The 16,960-nt window shown below is 70.4% G+C and carries 18 protein-coding genes; 13 read left to right on the top strand and 5 right to left on the bottom strand.

Going from position 1 to position 16,960, the window contains the following annotated elements; all coding sequences use genetic code 11:
* Window positions 1-35 precede the first annotated feature (35 nt).
* Complete coding sequence (locus NAF06_RS04455) at window positions 36-338, bottom strand: DUF5789 family protein (RefSeq protein ID WP_008582562.1); 303 nt, start codon at window positions 336-338, stop codon at window positions 36-38.
* 278 nt (window positions 339-616) lie between these two features.
* Window positions 617-1,825: an aminopeptidase P family protein gene (locus tag NAF06_RS04450; RefSeq protein ID WP_008582560.1), complete on the bottom strand. Its 1,209-nt coding sequence runs from the start codon at window positions 1,823-1,825 to the stop codon at window positions 617-619.
* Window positions 1,826-1,918: 93 nt separating this feature from the next.
* Between NAF06_RS04450 and NAF06_RS04445 the strand changes: the two genes are divergently transcribed.
* Together NAF06_RS04445 and NAF06_RS04440 are read left to right on the top strand one after the other, a co-directional pair.
* Entirely contained in the window at window positions 1,919-2,095 is a 177-nt protein-coding gene (locus NAF06_RS04445) for a hypothetical protein (protein WP_008582558.1), read from the top strand.
* Window positions 2,096-2,170: 75 nt separating this feature from the next.
* A complete protein-coding gene (locus NAF06_RS04440) occupies window positions 2,171-2,401 on the top strand; it encodes a DUF7543 family protein (RefSeq protein ID WP_008582556.1) in 231 nt (76 codons plus the stop codon).
* A 33-nt stretch (window positions 2,402-2,434) separates the two neighbouring features.
* Here NAF06_RS04440 and NAF06_RS04435 read toward each other — a convergent pair whose 3' ends face one another.
* A complete protein-coding gene (locus NAF06_RS04435) occupies window positions 2,435-2,788 on the bottom strand; it encodes a VOC family protein (protein WP_049908654.1) in 354 nt (117 codons plus the stop codon).
* A 61-nt stretch (window positions 2,789-2,849) separates the two neighbouring features.
* Window positions 2,850-4,247: a tRNA(Ile)(2)-agmatinylcytidine synthase gene (locus tag NAF06_RS04430; RefSeq protein WP_008582552.1), complete on the bottom strand. Its 1,398-nt coding sequence runs from the start codon at window positions 4,245-4,247 to the stop codon at window positions 2,850-2,852.
* A 199-nt stretch (window positions 4,248-4,446) separates the two neighbouring features.
* Between NAF06_RS04430 and NAF06_RS04425 the strand changes: the two genes are divergently transcribed.
* A complete protein-coding gene (locus NAF06_RS04425; protein ID WP_251106187.1) occupies window positions 4,447-5,418 on the top strand; it encodes a transcriptional regulator in 972 nt (323 codons plus the stop codon).
* Between the two features lie 93 nt (window positions 5,419-5,511).
* Here the strand turns inward: NAF06_RS04425 and NAF06_RS04420 are convergent, their stop codons facing one another.
* Window positions 5,512-7,173, bottom strand: coding sequence for a nucleotide-binding protein (locus tag NAF06_RS04420; RefSeq protein ID WP_008582549.1), 1,662 nt, complete (start codon window positions 7,171-7,173; stop codon window positions 5,512-5,514).
* Window positions 7,174-7,350: 177 nt separating this feature from the next.
* Between NAF06_RS04420 and ahaH the strand changes: the two genes are divergently transcribed.
* The 10 genes from ahaH (at window position 7,351) to NAF06_RS04370 (ending at window position 16,960) form a co-directional block, all read left to right on the top strand.
* Window positions 7,351-7,707: an ATP synthase archaeal subunit H gene (ahaH, locus tag NAF06_RS04415; protein ID WP_008582548.1), complete on the top strand. Its 357-nt coding sequence runs from the start codon at window positions 7,351-7,353 to the stop codon at window positions 7,705-7,707.
* Window positions 7,708-7,711: 4 nt separating this feature from the next.
* Window positions 7,712-9,922 (top strand): V-type ATP synthase subunit I, encoded by a 2,211-nt coding sequence (locus tag NAF06_RS04410; RefSeq protein ID WP_008582547.1) that lies wholly within the window; start codon window positions 7,712-7,714, stop codon window positions 9,920-9,922.
* A gap of 191 nt (window positions 9,923-10,113) precedes the next feature.
* Window positions 10,114-10,368 carry a hypothetical protein gene (locus NAF06_RS04405; RefSeq protein ID WP_004598766.1) on the top strand — a complete coding sequence of 85 codons (255 nt, stop codon included), beginning with the start codon at window positions 10,114-10,116 and terminating at the stop codon, window positions 10,366-10,368.
* A 21-nt stretch (window positions 10,369-10,389) separates the two neighbouring features.
* The gene (locus tag NAF06_RS04400) at window positions 10,390-10,968 is read left to right on the top strand and encodes a V-type ATP synthase subunit E (protein ID WP_008582544.1); all 579 of its coding nucleotides are present in this window, start codon (window positions 10,390-10,392) and stop codon (window positions 10,966-10,968) included.
* On the top strand, window positions 10,965-12,011 hold the full coding sequence (locus NAF06_RS04395) for a V-type ATP synthase subunit C (protein ID WP_008582542.1): 1,047 nt from the start codon (window positions 10,965-10,967) through the stop codon (window positions 12,009-12,011). Before NAF06_RS04400 ends, NAF06_RS04395 begins: the two co-directional genes overlap by 4 nt.
* Window positions 12,008-12,337 carry a V-type ATP synthase subunit F gene (locus NAF06_RS04390; RefSeq protein WP_006629423.1) on the top strand — a complete coding sequence of 110 codons (330 nt, stop codon included), beginning with the start codon at window positions 12,008-12,010 and terminating at the stop codon, window positions 12,335-12,337. Before NAF06_RS04395 ends, NAF06_RS04390 begins: the two co-directional genes overlap by 4 nt.
* A gap of 1 nt (window position 12,338) precedes the next feature.
* Window positions 12,339-14,114, top strand: coding sequence for an ATP synthase subunit A (locus NAF06_RS04385; protein ID WP_008582539.1), 1,776 nt, complete (start codon window positions 12,339-12,341; stop codon window positions 14,112-14,114).
* 1 nt (window position 14,115) lies between these two features.
* Window positions 14,116-15,540, top strand: coding sequence for a V-type ATP synthase subunit B (locus tag NAF06_RS04380; RefSeq protein WP_008582536.1), 1,425 nt, complete (start codon window positions 14,116-14,118; stop codon window positions 15,538-15,540).
* Window positions 15,541-15,728: 188 nt separating this feature from the next.
* Complete coding sequence (locus NAF06_RS04375) at window positions 15,729-16,430, top strand: V-type ATP synthase subunit D (protein ID WP_006629426.1); 702 nt, start codon at window positions 15,729-15,731, stop codon at window positions 16,428-16,430.
* A gap of 140 nt (window positions 16,431-16,570) precedes the next feature.
* The gene (locus NAF06_RS04370) at window positions 16,571-16,960 is read left to right on the top strand and encodes a DUF6276 family protein (protein ID WP_008582534.1); all 390 of its coding nucleotides are present in this window, start codon (window positions 16,571-16,573) and stop codon (window positions 16,958-16,960) included.

Below are 16,960 nucleotides of genomic sequence, written 5' to 3'. Positions count from 1 at the left end.
GAGTAAAAAGTCCGCGGCGGGGCGACGCGCTCGACCTACTCGGTCGCGACCGGACTGCGACCGACGACGTCCTCCACCGCCCGGACGAACTCGCTCCGGCTCTCGAACAGCGGGACCTCGCTGTCGGCGAGCACGTCGTCGAGCCCGCGGGGGCCGTCGGGCGTCCGGATCTCGGCGTCGCCCTCCTGTTCCCGGACGTCGCTGCGCGTCGCGGGCCAGGTGAGCCGCGACGCGACGCGGGCGACCGGCTCGCCGGCAACGTCCGGTCCCTCGCCGAGTTCGACGGCCGGCTCCGCCTCGGCCTCGTCGTCACCCTCGTCCGCATCGGTGTCACTCATGCGTCGCGGTTCCGCTCGGGCGACACTAATGGTTTCGATGCCGCCCGCGGCTCCGTGAGCGCCCGCGGCTCCGATACGACCGCGGGAACCTACCCGAAATAATACGGTAATACTGTTATAATATCCGGCGGTAATCCCCGCTTGGGGGCGCAGGCACACGACTCCCGAATCCGCGTGCCGACGCTCGGCACGCCGGTCTCCGCGCTTTCGCGTCGCGTTCTCGCGTTTCGTTCTCACGTCTCGCTCTCCCGTTGCGGCCTCCCTCGCGGCCTCGCTCGTCACCGCGCCGACGAGCCGCCGCTCTCGCCGCCCGTCTCCCAGCCGCGGTCGGTCCGGTTCAGCCGCTCGCAGCCGTCCTCCGTGACGACGACGAGGTCCTCGATCCGGCAGCCGAACCGCCCGTCGAGGTAGATCCCCGGCTCGACGGAGCACACCATCCCCGGCTCCAGCCGGCGGTCGTTGCCGGCGACGAGGTACGGCTCCTCGTGGACCTCCAGCCCCACCCCGTGGCCGGTCCGGTGAACGAACGCGTCGCCGTACCCCGCCGCCTCGATCACCTCGCGTGCGGCGCGGTCGACGGCGGACGCGGGAACGCCGGGTTCGACCGCCTCGACCCCGGCGGCCTGCGCCTCGCGCACGACCTCGTGGACCTCCCGGTACTCCTCGGGCGGCTCCCCGCCGAAGACGAGCGTTCGGGTCTGGTCGGAGGGGTAGCCGTCGACGCGCGTCCCGAAGTCGAGGACGACCGGCTCGCCCGCCCGGACCTCGCGGTCGCCGTGGCCGTGGTGCGGCTTCGCGCCGTTCTCGCCGGCCGCGACGACCGTCTCGAAGCTGACCCCGCGCCCCCCGCGTGCGGCCAGCCGGTCCGCGATCCGGTCGGCGAGTTCGGCTTCGGTCATCCCGACCGCGTCCGCGCCCAGTTCGCGGAGGTCCTCGACGACGGCGTCTGCGACCGCCGCTGCCTCGCGCAGCGCCGCCAGTTCGGCCTCGTCCTTCCTGACCCGGAGGTCCGCGAGCGCCTCGCTCGCCAGCCCCCACGTCGCGCCGGGGGCCGCCGCGCGGAGGTCCTGCGAGAACCGCGCCCACATCGTGTCGTCGACGAGGAGCCGCCCGCCGTCGAGCCCCCGGTCGGCGAGCAGGTCGCGGGTCGCCGCGACCGGGTCGTCGCCGTCGCTCCACGTCCGGACCTCGGCGACGTCCGTCGCCTCCCGGACCTGCGTCTCGTACAGCGCCGGCACGAGCAGCGCCGGGCTCGGGTCCGCGGCGCTCGCCGCCGGAACCACGAGGAAGAAGTGCCGCTCGCCCGGCTCCTCGGCGAAGCCGGTGAGGTACTGGAGGTTCCGGCTCGGGAACGCCACCAGCCCCGCGGCGTCGACCGCGTCGAGCCGCCGCGCGGCCCGCTCGCGCCGCCGCTCGTACGGTCCGGTCGTCCCTTCCGCCGTCGTCTCTCCCGCCGTCGACCCGCCCGCGTGTGCGTCGTCGGTCACGCGACGGGATTCGGACTCGGTATATAAGTAGGGTGGCGTTGACGCGACAGCAAGCGGCGCATAACTAGGGGCGATCGACCGGTATGTGTTCGCATGTCGACCGACAACGCCGCGACGTTCGACTGCCCCGAGTGCGACGTGACCGCCCCCTCGACGTCGGTCCCGTACGACTCGCTCGGCTACGTCGTCTGCCCGGTGTGCGGGTACGCCGCCACGCCGGAGGCGGCGGAGACGCCGGGTGTGGACCGCTCGCCGAGCGCGGGCGACTGACCCGACCGCGGAATCCCGTCCCCCGTCCGACCGCGGAACCCCACCGCTTTAGCCGCGGGGCGCGTCCGGCGGGGTATGAGCTGGTCGCTGGAGCGCGAGGACGGCACGGTCACCGAGTGGGAGCGGTCGGACGGCTACGCGACGGTCAGACTGCGCGAGCGCGCGGACGGCGGCTTCGTCGTCCGCCTCGACGTGATGGAGCAGGCGGCCGACGAGTCGGCCTACGAGCGCGAGCGGTTCGACGACGCCGAGGCGGCCGCGGAGCGGGCGGCCGCGTGGCGCGACGCCCACGACCTCGACGAGTGAGCGGGCGCGGTCCCCCGGCCCGCCGATCGCCGCCTACTCGATGTCGACGGCGTCGTCGAGGAACGCCTGACACTCGACGGTCCGGCCCTCGGGGTCCCGGGCGAAACACTGGTAAATGTCGTACGTCTCGTTCTCCCGCGGCTCCTCCACGACCGCGTCGCCGAGCCGGTCCCGTGCGGCGTCCACCCCGTCTCGGTCGGGGTAGACGAAGGTGAGGATGCCGCAGTCGTCGGCCTCGGCGCGCTCGCAGAAGCCGAACAGGAAGCCGTCGAACTCCAGTATCGTACAGTCCGGCTGTTCGAGCCGCACCGTCGCGGTCAGCCGGTCGCGGTAGAACTCGACGACCGCGTCGCGTCGCTCCGTCGCGTGGAAGACGATTCCGGTCACGTCCGTCCGCTCTCGCGCGGACCACTTCATCGCTCCGGGCGAGTCGGGCTCGACGGCCCCGTCACCGCTCCGGGTGCGTCGGCGCGTCGAACCCGCCGCGGACGAGCGGCTTCGCGACGTGGCGGCGCGCGCTCGGCGGCACCTCGTACCAGCCCGGGTCGAGGTCGCGGTCGACCGGCGTCTCGACTTTCCCCGCCGCGCGCGTCCCGCAGTCCCGACACCGGTACCCCTGATCCCGCCCCGCCGAGGACATCGAGCGCCCGCAGTCGGGACAGGTCGGCACGGCGGGCTCGGTCCGAACGAGGTCGCGGACGGCGAACTTCTCCAGTTTCAGGGTGCTCGCCGGTCCGTCGGCGTCCGCCCGCACCTCGTGTTCGCCGCAGAGGGTGACGCGGTCGCCGGGGCGCAGCGACCGGACCCGGTCGCGGAACCGGCCGGTGGGCGCGAACGCGACGGCGCGGAGGGCGTCGGTGTCCGCCCCGTCGCCCTCCCGTCCACGGTCGCCTCCGCCCCGGTCGTCCGCGACCGCGACGTGGACGTGACCCCCCCGTCTCGTCTCCGGCGCCCCCGCGACGACGCCCGCGACGCGGTAGCCCGCGCCGTCGCGCAGGTCGCCGATCCGCCCCGGCGCGAGGTGGGCGTCGGTCCCCTGGTTCGTCAGGAACGTCGCGGCGCGGTCGACCGCCTCGCCGTCGATCGCGGCCGCGACCGCCCGGCACGCGTCGGCGTCGTCGCCCCGGATCCCGTGGAGGATCGGGCCGGGGGCGTTTGGGACGCAGACGGCAGCGCCGGTCTCCCGGTCGACGGTGTCCCAGACGGTCGGATACCCCTCCTCGGCGGCGGCGAAGACGCTCTCGACGTCGACGTCGCGGGGCGTCCCGCAGCGGTCGAGTTCGCGGTAGGAGATCCGCTCGACCGTCCAGTCGTCGAACGCGGCGGGCGCGCCCACCGCGGCCAGCGCGCCGACCCGCCCCCGGCCGGCGACCGACTCGCCCTCGCCCGCGCCGCCCGCGGACCCGACCGCGGCGTGCCGGAAGTCGTGTTCGTCTGCCAGCTCGACCGCCTCCGCGACGGAGAGGCGCTCGCGGAGCGCCCGCCGGGCGAACTCGGCGACCGCGTCCGGAATCGGCGAGCCGGTCGGGCCGAAGGGGTCGCCCGCGACGCCGCGGTCGGCGACGACCACGCCCGGGGAGGTCCGCGGGTCCGACGCGGCGGCGAACTCGTCGACCGCCTCGACGGCCACCGCCGCGGCCCGCTCCGCCTCGACGCCGGTGACGTGGAGCGCGACCGCGGCGTTCCCCCGGGTCTTGTGTTTCACGGCCGGGTTCAGGCGGACGAGGAGGCGTCGCCGGACCCGGCCGCCGGCGGCCGCGAGCCGCTCCGCGATCCGCGTCGCCACGTACGTCGTGCACATCCCGCGCTCGCGGGAGTCGGTGTCGTCGACGGCGACGATCGGCATGCGACGACGTTCGCGGCGGCGGGTCAAGCCCCTTTCGAGGCCGGGTGGGTCGCCTTCTCCCTCCGCCGAACCGCTAACCAGCACTCACGGAGTATTTAACCGTTTCCCGGCCCGAACGGGGAAAATCGCAGGCGGGCGGTGGTTTCGTCGGGAGGCGGACGACACAACGCATATATACGCCGAGCCGCTTGTTCCGGCTATGTCCCGGACTGCGCTCATCGGGAACGTCACCGCGATGCTGGAGGACGCAGGGTTCCTCGTCAGCGACCGGTGTGCGGTCCGGCCCAAGAGCTTCGACGTGGCGGCCCGGCGCGACGAGGACCTCCTCCTGTTGAAGATACTCGGCAACGTCGACGCGCTCGACGCGGAGACCGGCGCGGAGATGCGCCGGCTCGGCGAGTACCTCAGGGGAACGCCGATGGTGATCGGGGTCCGCACCCGCGACGAGGAGCTGAAGCCCGGCGTCGTCTACTTCAGACACGGCGTGCCGGTGATCAACCCGGACACCGCCTACGACCTGTTCGTCGAGGGGATGCCGCCGCTCATCTACGCGGCCCCCGGCGGCCTGTACGTCAGCCTCGACGGCGACCTCCTCGCGGACGAGCGCGAGGAGCGCGGCTGGTCGCTCGGCCGCCTCGCGACCGAACTCGGCGTCTCCCGACGCACCGTCTCGAAGTACGAGGACGGGATGAACGCCTCCATCGAGGTGGCGATCCAGTTAGAAGAGCTGTTCGATCAGCCGTTCTCCAGCCCGGTCGACGTGCTGGAGGGCGCGGACGATGTCCGCGACGCAGAGCCGACGCCGTCCGCGCCCGAGGCGGACCCCGACGACGAACACGTCCTCCACGTGCTCACGAGCGCCGGCTTCACCGTCCACCCGACCGCCCGCGCGCCGTTCAAGGCGGTCTCCGAGGACGACGACAGCCCCGAGACGCGCGTGCTCACCGGCCACTCGGCGTTCACCGCCGCGGCCGAGAAGCGCGCCCGGATCATGTCCTCCATCGGCGAGGTGGCCCAGACCCGCTCGGTGTACTTCACCGAGGAGGACGAGAAGCGCGAGTCGGTCGACGGAACGGCCCTCGTCTCCTGCGAGGAACTCGCCGACGTCACCGACCCCGAGGAGATCCGCGAGCTGATCCGCGACCGCGCCCGCGCGCCGTCGGAGGCCTGATCCGCAGCGCGGTTCCGCGCTCGCCTTCCGTCCCGCTCGTTTCCGCCCATTCTCCGCCCGTTCTCCGCGACGACGGAGACGCCTCCCCCGTTTCTACCGACCGAGTAGCCGGCTGAAGAACCCGCCGTCCTCCCCGTCTCCGTCGTCCTCGTCGTCGTCCGCCGTCGTCCCGTCGCCGTCGTCGTCCGCGCTCCCGTCGGGGTCGTCGCCGCCCTCCGCCTCCTCCGACAGCACGGTGTTCATCGTCCCGGTGTCGTCGTCGCGGAACGGAATGCTGCCGGCCAGTTCGTCCTCGATGTCGTCGTCCGACTCGGTCCGCTCGGCCGCCGTCGCCCGCGCGGTCTCGTCCGCGTCCGGGATCGCGTCGGAGTCGTCGTCCTCGCCGGTCTCGGTGCCAGCGTCCGCTCCGGTCTCGGCGTCCTCGTCGCCGACGCTCCCGCGGTCCTCTGTCACGCTCTCGGCGTCGTCCTCGTCGCGACCGGTGTCCGTGGCCTCGTCGGCGTCGGTCGGTTCGACATCGGCGGACTCGGCGTTGGTCGGATCGGCGTCGGCGGACTCGGCCTCGGCCGCTTCGGCGTGGCCCGCCCCGGCCGCTTCGGCGTCGCCCGCGTCCGTAACATCGTCGTCCACCGCATCGGCGTCGGCCTCGTCCTCGCTCGCGACGATGATGTCGTCGCCGTCGCCCGGCTCCGTCACCCCAGTCGCATCGGGGTCCGCGACGATGATGTCGTCCTCGTCCGCCGGTCGGTCGTCGTCGGGAGCGGGCGTCCCCTCGTCCCCCTCAGAGGGCTCTCCTCCCTCGTCGCCGGCCGCCGGCTCCGGTTCGTCGTCGACGATCACCGCGTCGTCGGTCACCGGACCGTCGTCGTCCGCGTCGCCGTCCGTCGCGTCCGTTTCGTCGGCGGTCTCGTCCTCGACCGCGCGCTCCTCGTCGTCGTCGCTCCCGTCGCCGTCTCCGCTTTCCCCGTCGATTCCGCTCCCGTCGCCGTCGTCTACGCCGTCACCGGAACGCGCCCCGCTCGCCGCCTCGGCCGCGGGGCCGTCGAGTCCGGCCCCGGCGACGTCGACGCCGGTCAGCGCCCGGGCCAAGTCGCGGTACGCCCGCGTCGCCGGCGCGTCGGCCGCGACGGCTGACAGGGGGCGGTTCGCGGCCGCGGCCCGCCCCACGGCCTCGTCGTCCGGGATCCGACCGAGAACGGGAGCGTCGAGCAGGGCGGTGACGACCTCGTCCGTGTCGTCGGTCACGCGGGTGATCGCGGCACCGGCGACCGTCCCGCCGAGGCGCTCGGTCAGCTGTCGCGTCTTCTCGGTGTCGCCGAGGGCGCTCCGCTCCGGCGTCGAGACGAGCAGCGTCTCGTCGGCGATCGCCAGCGGGAGCGTGGAGTCGTGCGACAGCCCCGCGCCGGCGTCGACGAACACGAAATCGGCGTCGTCGAACGCCTCGACAACCTGACGAAGTCCCGACGGGTCCGCGGCCGCGTACGCGTCGAGGTGCGTCGCGCCCGGCACGACCCGGAGCCCGGACGGGCCCTCGCGGACCGCCGCGGCGGGCTCGGCCTCGCCCGCGAGCACGTCGTGAACCGTGGTCTCGCCGGGCGTGACCCCGACGGCGCTCGCGAGGTTCGCCATGCCGAGGTCGGCGTCGATCGCGACGACGTCGGCCCCCGACTCCGCCAGGATCGTCGCCAGCGCGGCGGTCGTGGTGGTCTTTCCGACCCCACCTTTCGCCGACGCGACCGCATACACCGTTGCCATACGGTGACGGTCCGGCGACTGCTACTTAAATGTAGGCGGCGACGCCCGGACTCGGCTGGCGCGTCCGCCGAGTTCCGTCCGATATCCGCCCGGAATCGCCCCGGAATCCGCGCGAAACCCCGCGGGCTTTCGCAAACACCTTATACGTCGCTTGTAGAGTTTCAGGCGATTAGTAGCATGGCGAGACCAGAGGTGCTCAACTCGATCAAGGAGGCCGAACGGGAGGCGGACGAGATCATCGCGGACGCTGAATCGGACGCCGAAGAGCGCCTCGCCGAGGCTCGTAACCGCGCGGACGAGATCCGCGCCGAGGCCGAGGAGGAGGCTGACTCCGAGGCCCAAGAGCGGCTCGAAACGGCCCGAGAGGAGATCGAGGAGCGGCGCGAGGAGATCCTCGAATCGGGGCGTTCGGACCGCGACGAGCTCGAACGCGAGGCCCGCGACCGTGTGGAATCGGCCGTCGACTACGCCGTCGAACGGTTCGAGGCGGCGGTTCACGAGGAGGCCGAGGAGGCGGTGGATGCTCAGGCCTGAGCGGATGAGCCGGGTGTCGGTGACGGGCTCGAAGCGCGTCATCGACGACGTCATCGAGGCGGCGTACTCCCACCACTCCCTGCACGTCACCGACTACGACGAGCGGTACGAGGGGTTCGAGCCCGGGACCTCGCTCGAGGGGGCCGAGACGCTGAACGAGCGGCTCGTGACGGTGCGGTCGCTCGAAAGCATCCTTGATGTCGACGAGGACGACGCCGAGGTCGCGCGACCGCTGGACGACGACGAGCTCGAAGCGGAGCTCGAACGCGTCCGCGACCGGGTCAACGACCTCAACGACCAGCGCGACGAGCTCCAGAACGCGATCCGCGACCGGCAGGAGGAGATCGACCGGATGGAGCCGTTCGCCGAGCTGGGGATCGACCTGGAGTACCTGCGCGGCTACGACTCCGTCGAGGTCGTCGTCGGCGAGGCCAAGCCCGGCCCCGTCGAGGCGGCGCTCGAAGACGCCGAGACGATAGACGCCTTCGACGTGTTCGTCGGCGGCGACGTGCTCGCCATCGTCGCGAAACCGACCGATCCCGACGCCGAGGGCGTCGTTCAGGACGCGCTGGTCGGCGTCGACATCGCGCTGCTCGACGTGCCGGACGCCGACGCCAGCCCCGACGAGTACGTCGCGGAGCTCGAGGCCGAACAGGCCGACCTCCGCGACGAGCTCGACGCGGTCCAGACCGAGCTCGAGTCGGTGAAAGAGGAGGCCGCCGGCTTCCTCCTGCGCGCCGAGGAGCAGCTCACCATCGAGGCCGAGAAGAAGGAGGCCCCGCTCTCGTTCGCGACGACGGAGAACGCCTTCGTCGCCGAGGGGTGGGTGCCGACCGAGACCTTCCCCGACTTCGAGGCGGCCATCGCCGACGCGGTGGGCGACCACGCCGAGGTCGAGGAGCTGGAACGCGCCTCGTTCACGCCGGACGGCGACCACCACACCGAGTCCGTCGACGACGAGGCTGGCGGCGCGGCGTCGACCTCGCCGTCCGGCGACGCCGAGACCGAGGAGGCGGTCGCCACCGACGGCGGCCACGCGGCGCACGGCACGGACGACCCGCCGGTCGTCCAGGACAACGGCGGCGCGGCGGGTCCGTTCGAACTGCTCGTGCAGGCGTTCGGGCGGCCGAAGTACTCGGAGTTCGACCCGACGCTTCTGGTGTTCCTCACGTTCCCGGCGATGTTCGGGTTCATGATCGGCGACGTGGGGTACGGCGTCTTATACGCCGCCATCGGGGCGTTCATGTACACCAAGTTCGACGGCGCGTTCCGCGAGCTCGGCTCCGTCGCGATGTGGGCCGGGGCGTTCACGATACTGTTCGGCATCTACTACGGCATCGACCTGTTCGGCTACCACGCCTACCAGCTGCTGCCGGGGGACATCCACTGGCCGGTCGAGGGCAAGGGCCTCTCGCCCGCCGACCTCGACTGGGGCCTCTCGTTCCTCGTCGTGAGCGTCGTGTTCGGCATCCTTCACCTGAACGTCGGCCACGTCCTCTCGTTCGTGAGCACGCTCAAGCAGCACGACTTCAAGCACGCCGTCTACGAGGCCGGCTCGTGGCTGCTGATCCTCAACGGTGCGTGGATCTGGATCTTCAGCAGCGTCTTCCCGAACTCGAAGCCCGACTTCCTGTTCGAGGCGGTCTCGGTGCTGACGTTCGGCGCGGTCTCGTTCGGCGGGTTCCCGACCGCGGTCGGCTGGGCCGGCGCGGCCGCCGCGCTGCTCGGGCTCGTCCTGCTCGGCATCGGCGAGCCGCCGGAGCTGGCCGAGTTCCTCTCGCCCGTCGTCAACGTCATCTCGTACGCCCGGCTCATGGCCGTCCTGCTCGCGAAGGGCGGGATGGCGCTCGCGGTCAACCTGCTCGCGTTCGGCGCGTACATCGACGACGGCGGCGACGGGAGCTTCCACTTCATCTTCAGCGCCGACTACCTCGAATACGTTCGGAGCCACCCGGAGGATTACGAGCTGGTCTTCGCGGGGATCACCACCGCGTTCGACCCGGCCTCGATCGGTGCGGTCGGCGTCGTCGCGCTCGTCGGCGGGATCGTGGTGGCCGTCGTCGGCCACATCGTCGTGCTCCTGCTCGGCGTCACGTCCGCCGGCATTCAGGCCGTGCGCCTCGAGTACGTGGAGTTCTTCGGGAACTTCTACGAGGGCGGCGGCCGCGAGTACCTGCCGTTCGGCCGCGACCGGAAGTACACCCGCGAGGAGTGACGGCCGGCCGACCGCTCGGCTCTCCTGGCGTTCGTCCGACGAACCCGGTCCCGCGACCCGGTTCGAGACCGCGTTAGCCGCTGCGCTCACCTCCGTTTTCCGCCGTTCCGTTCGGTCGTTTTGGGAAGCTTTATGACTCCTGTAGGGGCAAATAGCAACCGTTCGGAGACGAGCAACAGCAACTACTACCAATGTTTGAAGCTACCAACGAACTCGGGAACCTCGTACTGTCGACCGGTGGAACGCTGACTGATCCCAACGCCGCGGCGGCCCTCGCCGTCGGGCTCGCGGCGCTCGGGGCGGGCTACGCGGAGCGCGGTATCGGGTCGGCCGCCGTCGGCGCGATGGCCGAGGACGACGACCTCTTCGTCAACGGGCTCATCCTGACGGTCCTTCCCGAGACGATCGTCATCCTCGCGCTCGTCGTCGTCTTCATCGTCGGGTAACTCTCCAGCGTTTTTCAACCAATGAGTTTGGAAACCGTCGTTGAGGACGTTCGAGACGAAGCCCGCGCGCGTGCGGAGGAGATCCGCGAACAGGCCGACGCCGAGGCCGACGAGATCGTCGCCGAGGCGGAGGCCGACGCGGAGCGCATCCGCGAGGAGCGGCTCGCCGAGGTCGACGACCAGATCGACCAGGAGCGCGAACAGACGCTCTCTTCGGCGAAGCTCGAGGCCAAACAGGAGCGGCTCGGTGCTCGCCGCGACGTCCTAGAGGACGTTCGCGACGACGTTGAAGCGGCGATTTCCGGTCTCGACGGCGACGACCGTCGCGAGCTCACGGAGGCCCTGCTGGACGCGAGCCTCGCGGAGTTCGACGACGACGAGAGCGTCGCCGTCTACACCCGCGCCGAGGATGTCGACCTGCTCGAGGACCTCGTCGCGGACCGCAACGCCGAGGTCGACGGGGAGATCGACTGCCTCGGCGGCGTCGTCGCGGAGAGCGACACCTCCCGCGTTCGCGTGAACAACACGTTCGACTCGGTCTTGGAGTCCGTCTGGGACGACGAGTTGAAGAACATCTCGGAGCGGCTGTTCGACCAATGAGCGCCGCCGGCAGCCCGAACCCCGAGTACGTCGTCGCGCGGGTTCGTGCCCGCCGCGGCAGCCTCTTCGGGGACGAAGAGTACCGCAAGCTCACCCGGATGGGTCCGGCCGAGATCGCTCGGTTCATGGAGGAGTCGAGCTACGGCGCGGAGATCAACGCGCTCGGCAGCCGCCACGGCGGCGTGGACCTGATCGAGTACGCGCTGAACCGCAACCTCGCCGAGCAGTTCGACGCGATCCTCGACTGGAGCGAGGGGTCGCTGTACGACCTGATCGCCCGGTACCTCCGGAAGTTCGACGCGTGGAACGTGAAGACGATCATCCGCGGCGTCTACACCGACGCGGAGCAGGAGGCCGTCGAGGTCGACCTGATCCGCGCCGGCGAGTTCGACGACCGCCGGATCCGCCGGCTGCTGGAGGCGGACTCGATCGACGGCGTGATCGAGGTCCTCGAAGACACGATCTACGGGGAGCCGCTCCGGGAGGCGTACGCCGAGTTCGAGGAGACGGGCGTGCTGGTGCCGCTGGAGAACGCGGTCGACCGCGCGTTCTACGAGCGGCTCCTCTCCGGGCTGGGCGTCGACGAGCCGACCCGGCAGTACGAGGCGTTCCTCAAGGCGGAGGTCGACTTCCGGAACGCGACGAACGCGCTCCGGCTCGCCCGTTCGGGCGCGGACATCGACCCCGCCGCCTACTTCATCGAGGGTGGCGACCTGTTCACCCGCTCGTCGCTCGCGCGGCTGGCGCAGAACATCGACGAACTGGTCGAGTACATCGGCGACAGCCAGTACGGCGACGAGCTCGGTCCCGCGCTCCGCGAGCTCGAGGAGGCCGACAGCCTCATCGCGTTCGAACACGCGATCGACGCCGCGCTGTTGGCGTACGGCGACCGGCTCGGCACGATCCACCCCGTGTCGGTCACCCCGGTCATCTCGTACATCCTCGCGAAGGAGCGCGAGACGGAGAACATCCGGGCGATCGCCCGCGGGAAGGAAGCGGGACTCTCGCCCGACGAGATCGAATCGGAGCTGGTGATAACATGAGCCAGGAGATAGCGGTCGTCGGCAGCCCGGAGTTCACGACCGGGTTCCGTCTCGCCGGCGTCCGGGCGTTCGAGAACGTGCCGGACGACGAGAAGGACGAGAAGCTCGACGACGCGGTCGAGCGGACGCTCGACGACGAGGGCGTCGGCATCATCGTGATGCACGACGACGACCTCGACCACCTCTCGCGGGGGACCCGCGAGGCGGTCGAGGGGAGCATCGAGCCGGTGCTCGTGACGCTCGGCGGCTCCGGAGCCGGCAGCGGCGGGCTGCGCGACCAGATCAAACGCGCCATCGGCATCGACCTGATGGAGGAAGACGACTAATATGAGCAAAGCAGACACAACCGACGCCGTCTCCGACGACGGCGTCATTCAGAGCGTGAGCGGTCCGGTCGTGACCGCCCGCGATCTCGACGCCCGCATGAACGACGTCGTCTACGTCGGCGACGAAGGGCTCATGGGGGAAGTGATCGAGATCGAGGGCGACCTCACGACCGTTCAGGTGTACGAGGAGACCTCCGGCGTCGGCCCCGGCGAACCCGTCGAGAACACGGGCGAGCCGCTGTCGGTCGACCTGGGTCCGGGCGTGCTGGACGCCATCTACGACGGCGTTCAGCGCCCCCTGGACGTGCTGGAGGGCAAGATGGGGAGCCCGTACCTCGACCGCGGGGTCGACGCCCCCGGCATCGACCTCGAGAAGGAGTGGGAGTTCGAGCCCTCCGTCGAGGTCGGCGACGAGGTCGGCCGCGGCGACGTGGTCGGCATCGTCGAGGAGACGGTCACCATCGACCACAAGGTGATGGTGCCGCCGGACGCGCTCGACGAGGGCGAGACCACCGAGGTCACCGCCGTCGAGTCGGGTTCGTTCGACGTCACCGAGACGGTGGTCGAACTCGCCAACGGGACGGACGTCTCGATGCACCAGGAGTGGCCCGTCCGCGAGGCGCGCCCCTCCGCGAACAAGAAGACGCCCCGGACGCCGCTGGTGTCCGGCCAGCGCATCCTCGACGGCCTGTTCCCCATCGCGAAGGGCGGGACGGCCGCGATCCCGGGCCCGTTCGGCTCCGGGAAGACGGTCACGCAGCACCAGCTCGCGAAGTACGCCGACGCGGACATCATCATCTACGTCGGCTGCGGCGAGCGCGGCAACGAGATGACCGAGGTCATCGAGGACTTCCCCGAACTGGAGGACCCGGCCAACGGCAACCCGCTGATGGCCCGGACCTCGCTCATCGCCAACACGTCGAACATGCCCGTCGCGGCGCGTGAGTCCTGTATCTACACGGGGATCACGATCGCGGAGTACTACCGCGACATGGGGTACGACGTGGCGCTGATGGCCGACTCCACCTCGCGGTGGGCGGAGGCCATGCGCGAGATCTCCTCCCGGCTGGAGGAGATGCCCGGCGAGGAGGGGTACCCCGCGTACCTCGCCGCCCGCCTGGCGCAGTTCTACGAGCGGGCCGGCTACTTCGAGAACGTCAACGGGACCGAGGGGTCGGTCTCCGCGATCGGCGCGGTGTCGCCGCCCGGCGGCGACTTCTCGGAGCCGGTCACCCAGAACACCCTGCGCATCGTGAAGACGTTCTGGGCGCTCGACGCGGACCTGGCGGAGCGCCGCCACTTCCCGTCGATCAACTGGAACGAGTCGTACTCGCTGTACAAAGACCAGCTGGACCCGTGGTTCGAAGACGAGGTCGCCGACGACTGGGCGGAGAAGCGTCAGTGGGCGGTCGACGTGCTCGACGAGGAGACGGAGCTACAGGAGATCGTTCAGCTCGTCGGGAAGGACGCCCTCCCCGACGACCAGCAGCTCACCCTCGAGGTCGCGCGCTACCTGCGCGAGGCGTACCTCCAGCAGAACGCGTTCCACCCGGTCGACACGTTCTGTCCGCCGGAGAAGACGTACCTCATGCTGACGACGATCCAGACGTTCAGCGACGAGGCGTTCGACGCGCTCGACGCGGGCGTTCCGGTCGAGGAGATCGTCGACACGGAGGCCGCCCCCCGGATCAACCGGATCGGCGTCCAGGAGGACTACGAGGAGTACATCGAGGAGCTCAAAGCGGACATCACCGAGGAACTCCGGAGCCTCTACTAACATGAAAGAGTACCAAACCATCACCGAGATCAGCGGTCCCCTCGTGTACGCCGAGGTCGACGAGGCGATCGGCTACGACGAGATCGTCGAGATCGAGACGGCACAGGGCGAGACGCTGCGCGGACAGGTGCTCGAATCCTCGGAAGACGTGGTCGCGATCCAGGTCTTCGAGGGGACGAGCGGTATCGACAGGGACGCGTCCGTCCGCTTCCTCGGCGAGACGATGAAGATGCCCGTCACCGAGGATCTCCTCGGGCGGGTGCTCGACGGCTCCGGCCGACCGATCGACGACGGCCCGGAGATCGTCCCCGAGGACCGACAGGACATCGTCGGCGCGGCGATCAACCCGTACTCCCGGGAGTACCCCGAGGAGTTCATCGAGACGGGCGTCTCCGCCATCGACGGCATGAACACTCTCGTCCGCGGACAGAAGCTCCCGATCTTCTCCAGCTCCGGCCAGCCGCACAGCGAACTGGCGATGCAGATCGCGCGGCAGGCCAGCGTGCCCGAAGAGGAGGAGGGCGACGAGGACGAGGACGGCTCCGAGTTCGCAGTCATCTTCGGCGCGATGGGGATCACCCAGGAGGAGGCCAACGAGTTCATGGAGGACTTCGAGCGCACCGGCGCGCTCGAACGCTCCGTCGTCTTCATGAACCTCGCGGACGACCCCGCCGTCGAGCGGACGGTCACGCCGCGGATGGTCCTGACGACGGCCGAGTACCTCGCCTTCGAGAAGGACTACCACGTCCTCGTCATCCTGACGGACATGACCAACTACTGCGAGGCGCTCCGCGAGATCGGCGCGGCCCGCGAGGAGGTGCCCGGACGCCGCGGGTACCCCGGGTACATGTACACCGACCTGGCGCAGCTGTACGAGCGCGCGGGCCGGATCAAGGGCCGCGAGGGCTCCGTCACGCAGATCCCGATCCTCACGATGCCGGGCGACGACGACACCCACCCGATCCCGGACCTGACCGGGTACATCACGGAGGGCCAGATCTACGTCGACCCCGACCTCAACAGTCAGGGCCTCCAGCCCCCGATCAACGTCCTCCCCAGCCTGTCGCGGCTGATGGACGACGGGATCGGCGAGGGGCTCACCCGCAAGGACCACGCCGACGTGAAAGACCAGATGTTCGCGGCGTACGCGGAGGGCGAGGACCTGCGCGACCTCGTGAACATCGTCGGCCGCGAGGCGCTCTCCGAGCTCGACAACAAGTACCTCGACTTCGCGGACGCGTTCGAGTCGGAGTTCATCGACCAGGGCTTCGACCAGAACCGCGACATCGAGGAGACGCTCTCGATCGGCTGGGACCTCCTCTCGATGCTCCCGAAGGACGCCCTCAACCGGATCGACGAGGAGTTCATCGAGGAGTACTACCGCGAGGACGACGCCGAGCGCGAAGTCGTCGAAGCGGCCGACTGAGGCCTCGGTTTCGCCTCGACTCACTTTTCGCCGCACCGACGCCCGCTCCGCCAGCGGCGGCTCCGGCGACCGGCGGCTCCCAACGGCCGAACGGCCGCGGTCACGGGCGAACGCTCGGGCTCTGCCGAGCCGCCGATCCGCCGCGTCTGAAAAGAATTAACCGCCTCTGGGCGGAAGCTACCCCCAAGATGGCCGAGGACGTCAAACCGACGCGCAAGAACCTGATGGCGATCGAGGACCGCATCGAGCTCTCCGAGCGCGGTCACGACACGCTCGAACAGAAGCGTGACGGGCTCATCATGGAGTTCATGGACATCCTCGACCAGGCGCAGGACGTCCGGTCGGAGGTCTCCGAGAACTACGAGACGGCCCAGCGCAAGATCGACATGGCCCGGGCGATGGAGGGCGACGTGGCCGTCCGCGGCGCGGCCGCGGCGCTGAAAGAGCACCCGGAGATCACGACCCAGTCGAAGAACATCATGGGCGTCGTCGTCCCGCAGATCGAGTCCTCGAAGGTCCAGAAGAGCCTCGACGAGCGGGGGTACGGCTTGCTCGGCTCCTCGGCGCGGATCGACGAGGCGGCCGACGCCTACGAGCAGCTACTTGAGTCGATCATCCTCGCCGCGGAGGTCGAGACGGCGATGAAGAAGATGCTCACGGAGATCGAGACCACGAAGCGCCGCGTGAACGCCCTGGAGTTCACGCTGCTCCCCGGCCTGTACGAGAACCAGGAGTACATCGAGCAGAAGCTCGAAGAGCAGGAGCGCGAGGAGATCTTCCGCATGAAGAAGATCAAGGACAAAAAGGAGGAAGAGGAGGCCGCCGAAGCGGCCGAGGCGGCCGCGGAGGCGGCGGCCGCGGAGACCGAAGAGCCCGAACCCGCCGACTGACGACGCCCGCGCGTCGGCCCTTCTCTCTCTCTGCGATATCCGTCCTCGTCGGCTTCGTTTCCGTACTGGGCTCCGTTCGCCGCGTCGTCTATCCGTTCCCGACGACCGTTTTTATGTTTTCGCGGTGCTTACCGTCGGTCGTGCCCTGTCCTCACTGCGAGAGCGCCGTCGTCGCGTTCGCGGTGCCGGCGGCGCTCCGCGAGCACGCGCCCGCGGACGCGGCCGCGATCTGTACCCGGCGTCTGCGCGTCGTCCCCGCGAGCGAGGCGGGCGTCGACGGCGACCCGACCGCCGACCCGGACCTCTCCGCGGTCGATCCGGCGTTTCCCTCTGGCGAGGCGGGGATCGCCTTGGCGCTCTGTTGTGGCAAACTGGAGTCGTTCGCGCTGAACCGCGAATCGATCGAGGCGCTGATCGGTCACGCCGAGCGGGCGGGCGCTGACGTCTTCGCGTTCCTCGGCCGCCTCGACGCGGCCGACGCCGCGTTCGACCTCGACCGCCGCCGCGCGGCGCTGATCGACGCGCTCTGA

It is taken from the genome of Halorubrum hochsteinianum (assembly GCF_023702125.1).
In the GTDB taxonomy this organism is placed as follows: Archaea; Halobacteriota; Halobacteria; order Halobacteriales; family Haloferacaceae; genus Halorubrum; species Halorubrum hochsteinianum.
Note: the sequence above shows the minus strand (reverse complement) of the source record. Positions and strands in the feature narration are given on the sequence as shown.

Excerpts from the sequence above, each read along its gene's own strand:
- NAF06_RS04400 (WP_008582544.1), top strand. The coding sequence starts at position 10,390 with ATGAGTTTGGAAACCGTCGTTGAGGACGTTCGAGACGAAGCCCGCGCG.
- NAF06_RS04385 (WP_008582539.1), top strand. The coding sequence starts at position 12,339 with ATGAGCAAAGCAGACACAACCGACGCCGTCTCCGACGACGGCGTCATT.
- NAF06_RS04455 (WP_008582562.1), bottom strand. The coding sequence starts at position 338 with ATGAGTGACACCGATGCGGACGAGGGTGACGACGAGGCCGAGGCGGAG.
- NAF06_RS04405 (WP_004598766.1), top strand. The coding sequence starts at position 10,114 with ATGTTTGAAGCTACCAACGAACTCGGGAACCTCGTACTGTCGACCGGT.
- NAF06_RS04390 (WP_006629423.1), top strand. The coding sequence starts at position 12,008 with ATGAGCCAGGAGATAGCGGTCGTCGGCAGCCCGGAGTTCACGACCGGG.
- NAF06_RS04430 (WP_008582552.1), bottom strand. The coding sequence starts at position 4,247 with ATGCCGATCGTCGCCGTCGACGACACCGACTCCCGCGAGCGCGGGATG.
- NAF06_RS04380 (WP_008582536.1), top strand. The coding sequence starts at position 14,116 with ATGAAAGAGTACCAAACCATCACCGAGATCAGCGGTCCCCTCGTGTAC.
- NAF06_RS04425 (WP_251106187.1), top strand. The coding sequence starts at position 4,447 with ATGTCCCGGACTGCGCTCATCGGGAACGTCACCGCGATGCTGGAGGAC.
- ahaH (WP_008582548.1), top strand. The coding sequence starts at position 7,351 with ATGGCGAGACCAGAGGTGCTCAACTCGATCAAGGAGGCCGAACGGGAG.
- NAF06_RS04445 (WP_008582558.1), top strand. The coding sequence starts at position 1,919 with ATGTCGACCGACAACGCCGCGACGTTCGACTGCCCCGAGTGCGACGTG.
- NAF06_RS04440 (WP_008582556.1), top strand. The coding sequence starts at position 2,171 with ATGAGCTGGTCGCTGGAGCGCGAGGACGGCACGGTCACCGAGTGGGAG.
- NAF06_RS04395 (WP_008582542.1), top strand. The coding sequence starts at position 10,965 with ATGAGCGCCGCCGGCAGCCCGAACCCCGAGTACGTCGTCGCGCGGGTT.
- NAF06_RS04410 (WP_008582547.1), top strand. The coding sequence starts at position 7,712 with ATGAGCCGGGTGTCGGTGACGGGCTCGAAGCGCGTCATCGACGACGTC.
- NAF06_RS04420 (WP_008582549.1), bottom strand. The coding sequence starts at position 7,173 with ATGGCAACGGTGTATGCGGTCGCGTCGGCGAAAGGTGGGGTCGGAAAG.
- NAF06_RS04375 (WP_006629426.1), top strand. The coding sequence starts at position 15,729 with ATGGCCGAGGACGTCAAACCGACGCGCAAGAACCTGATGGCGATCGAG.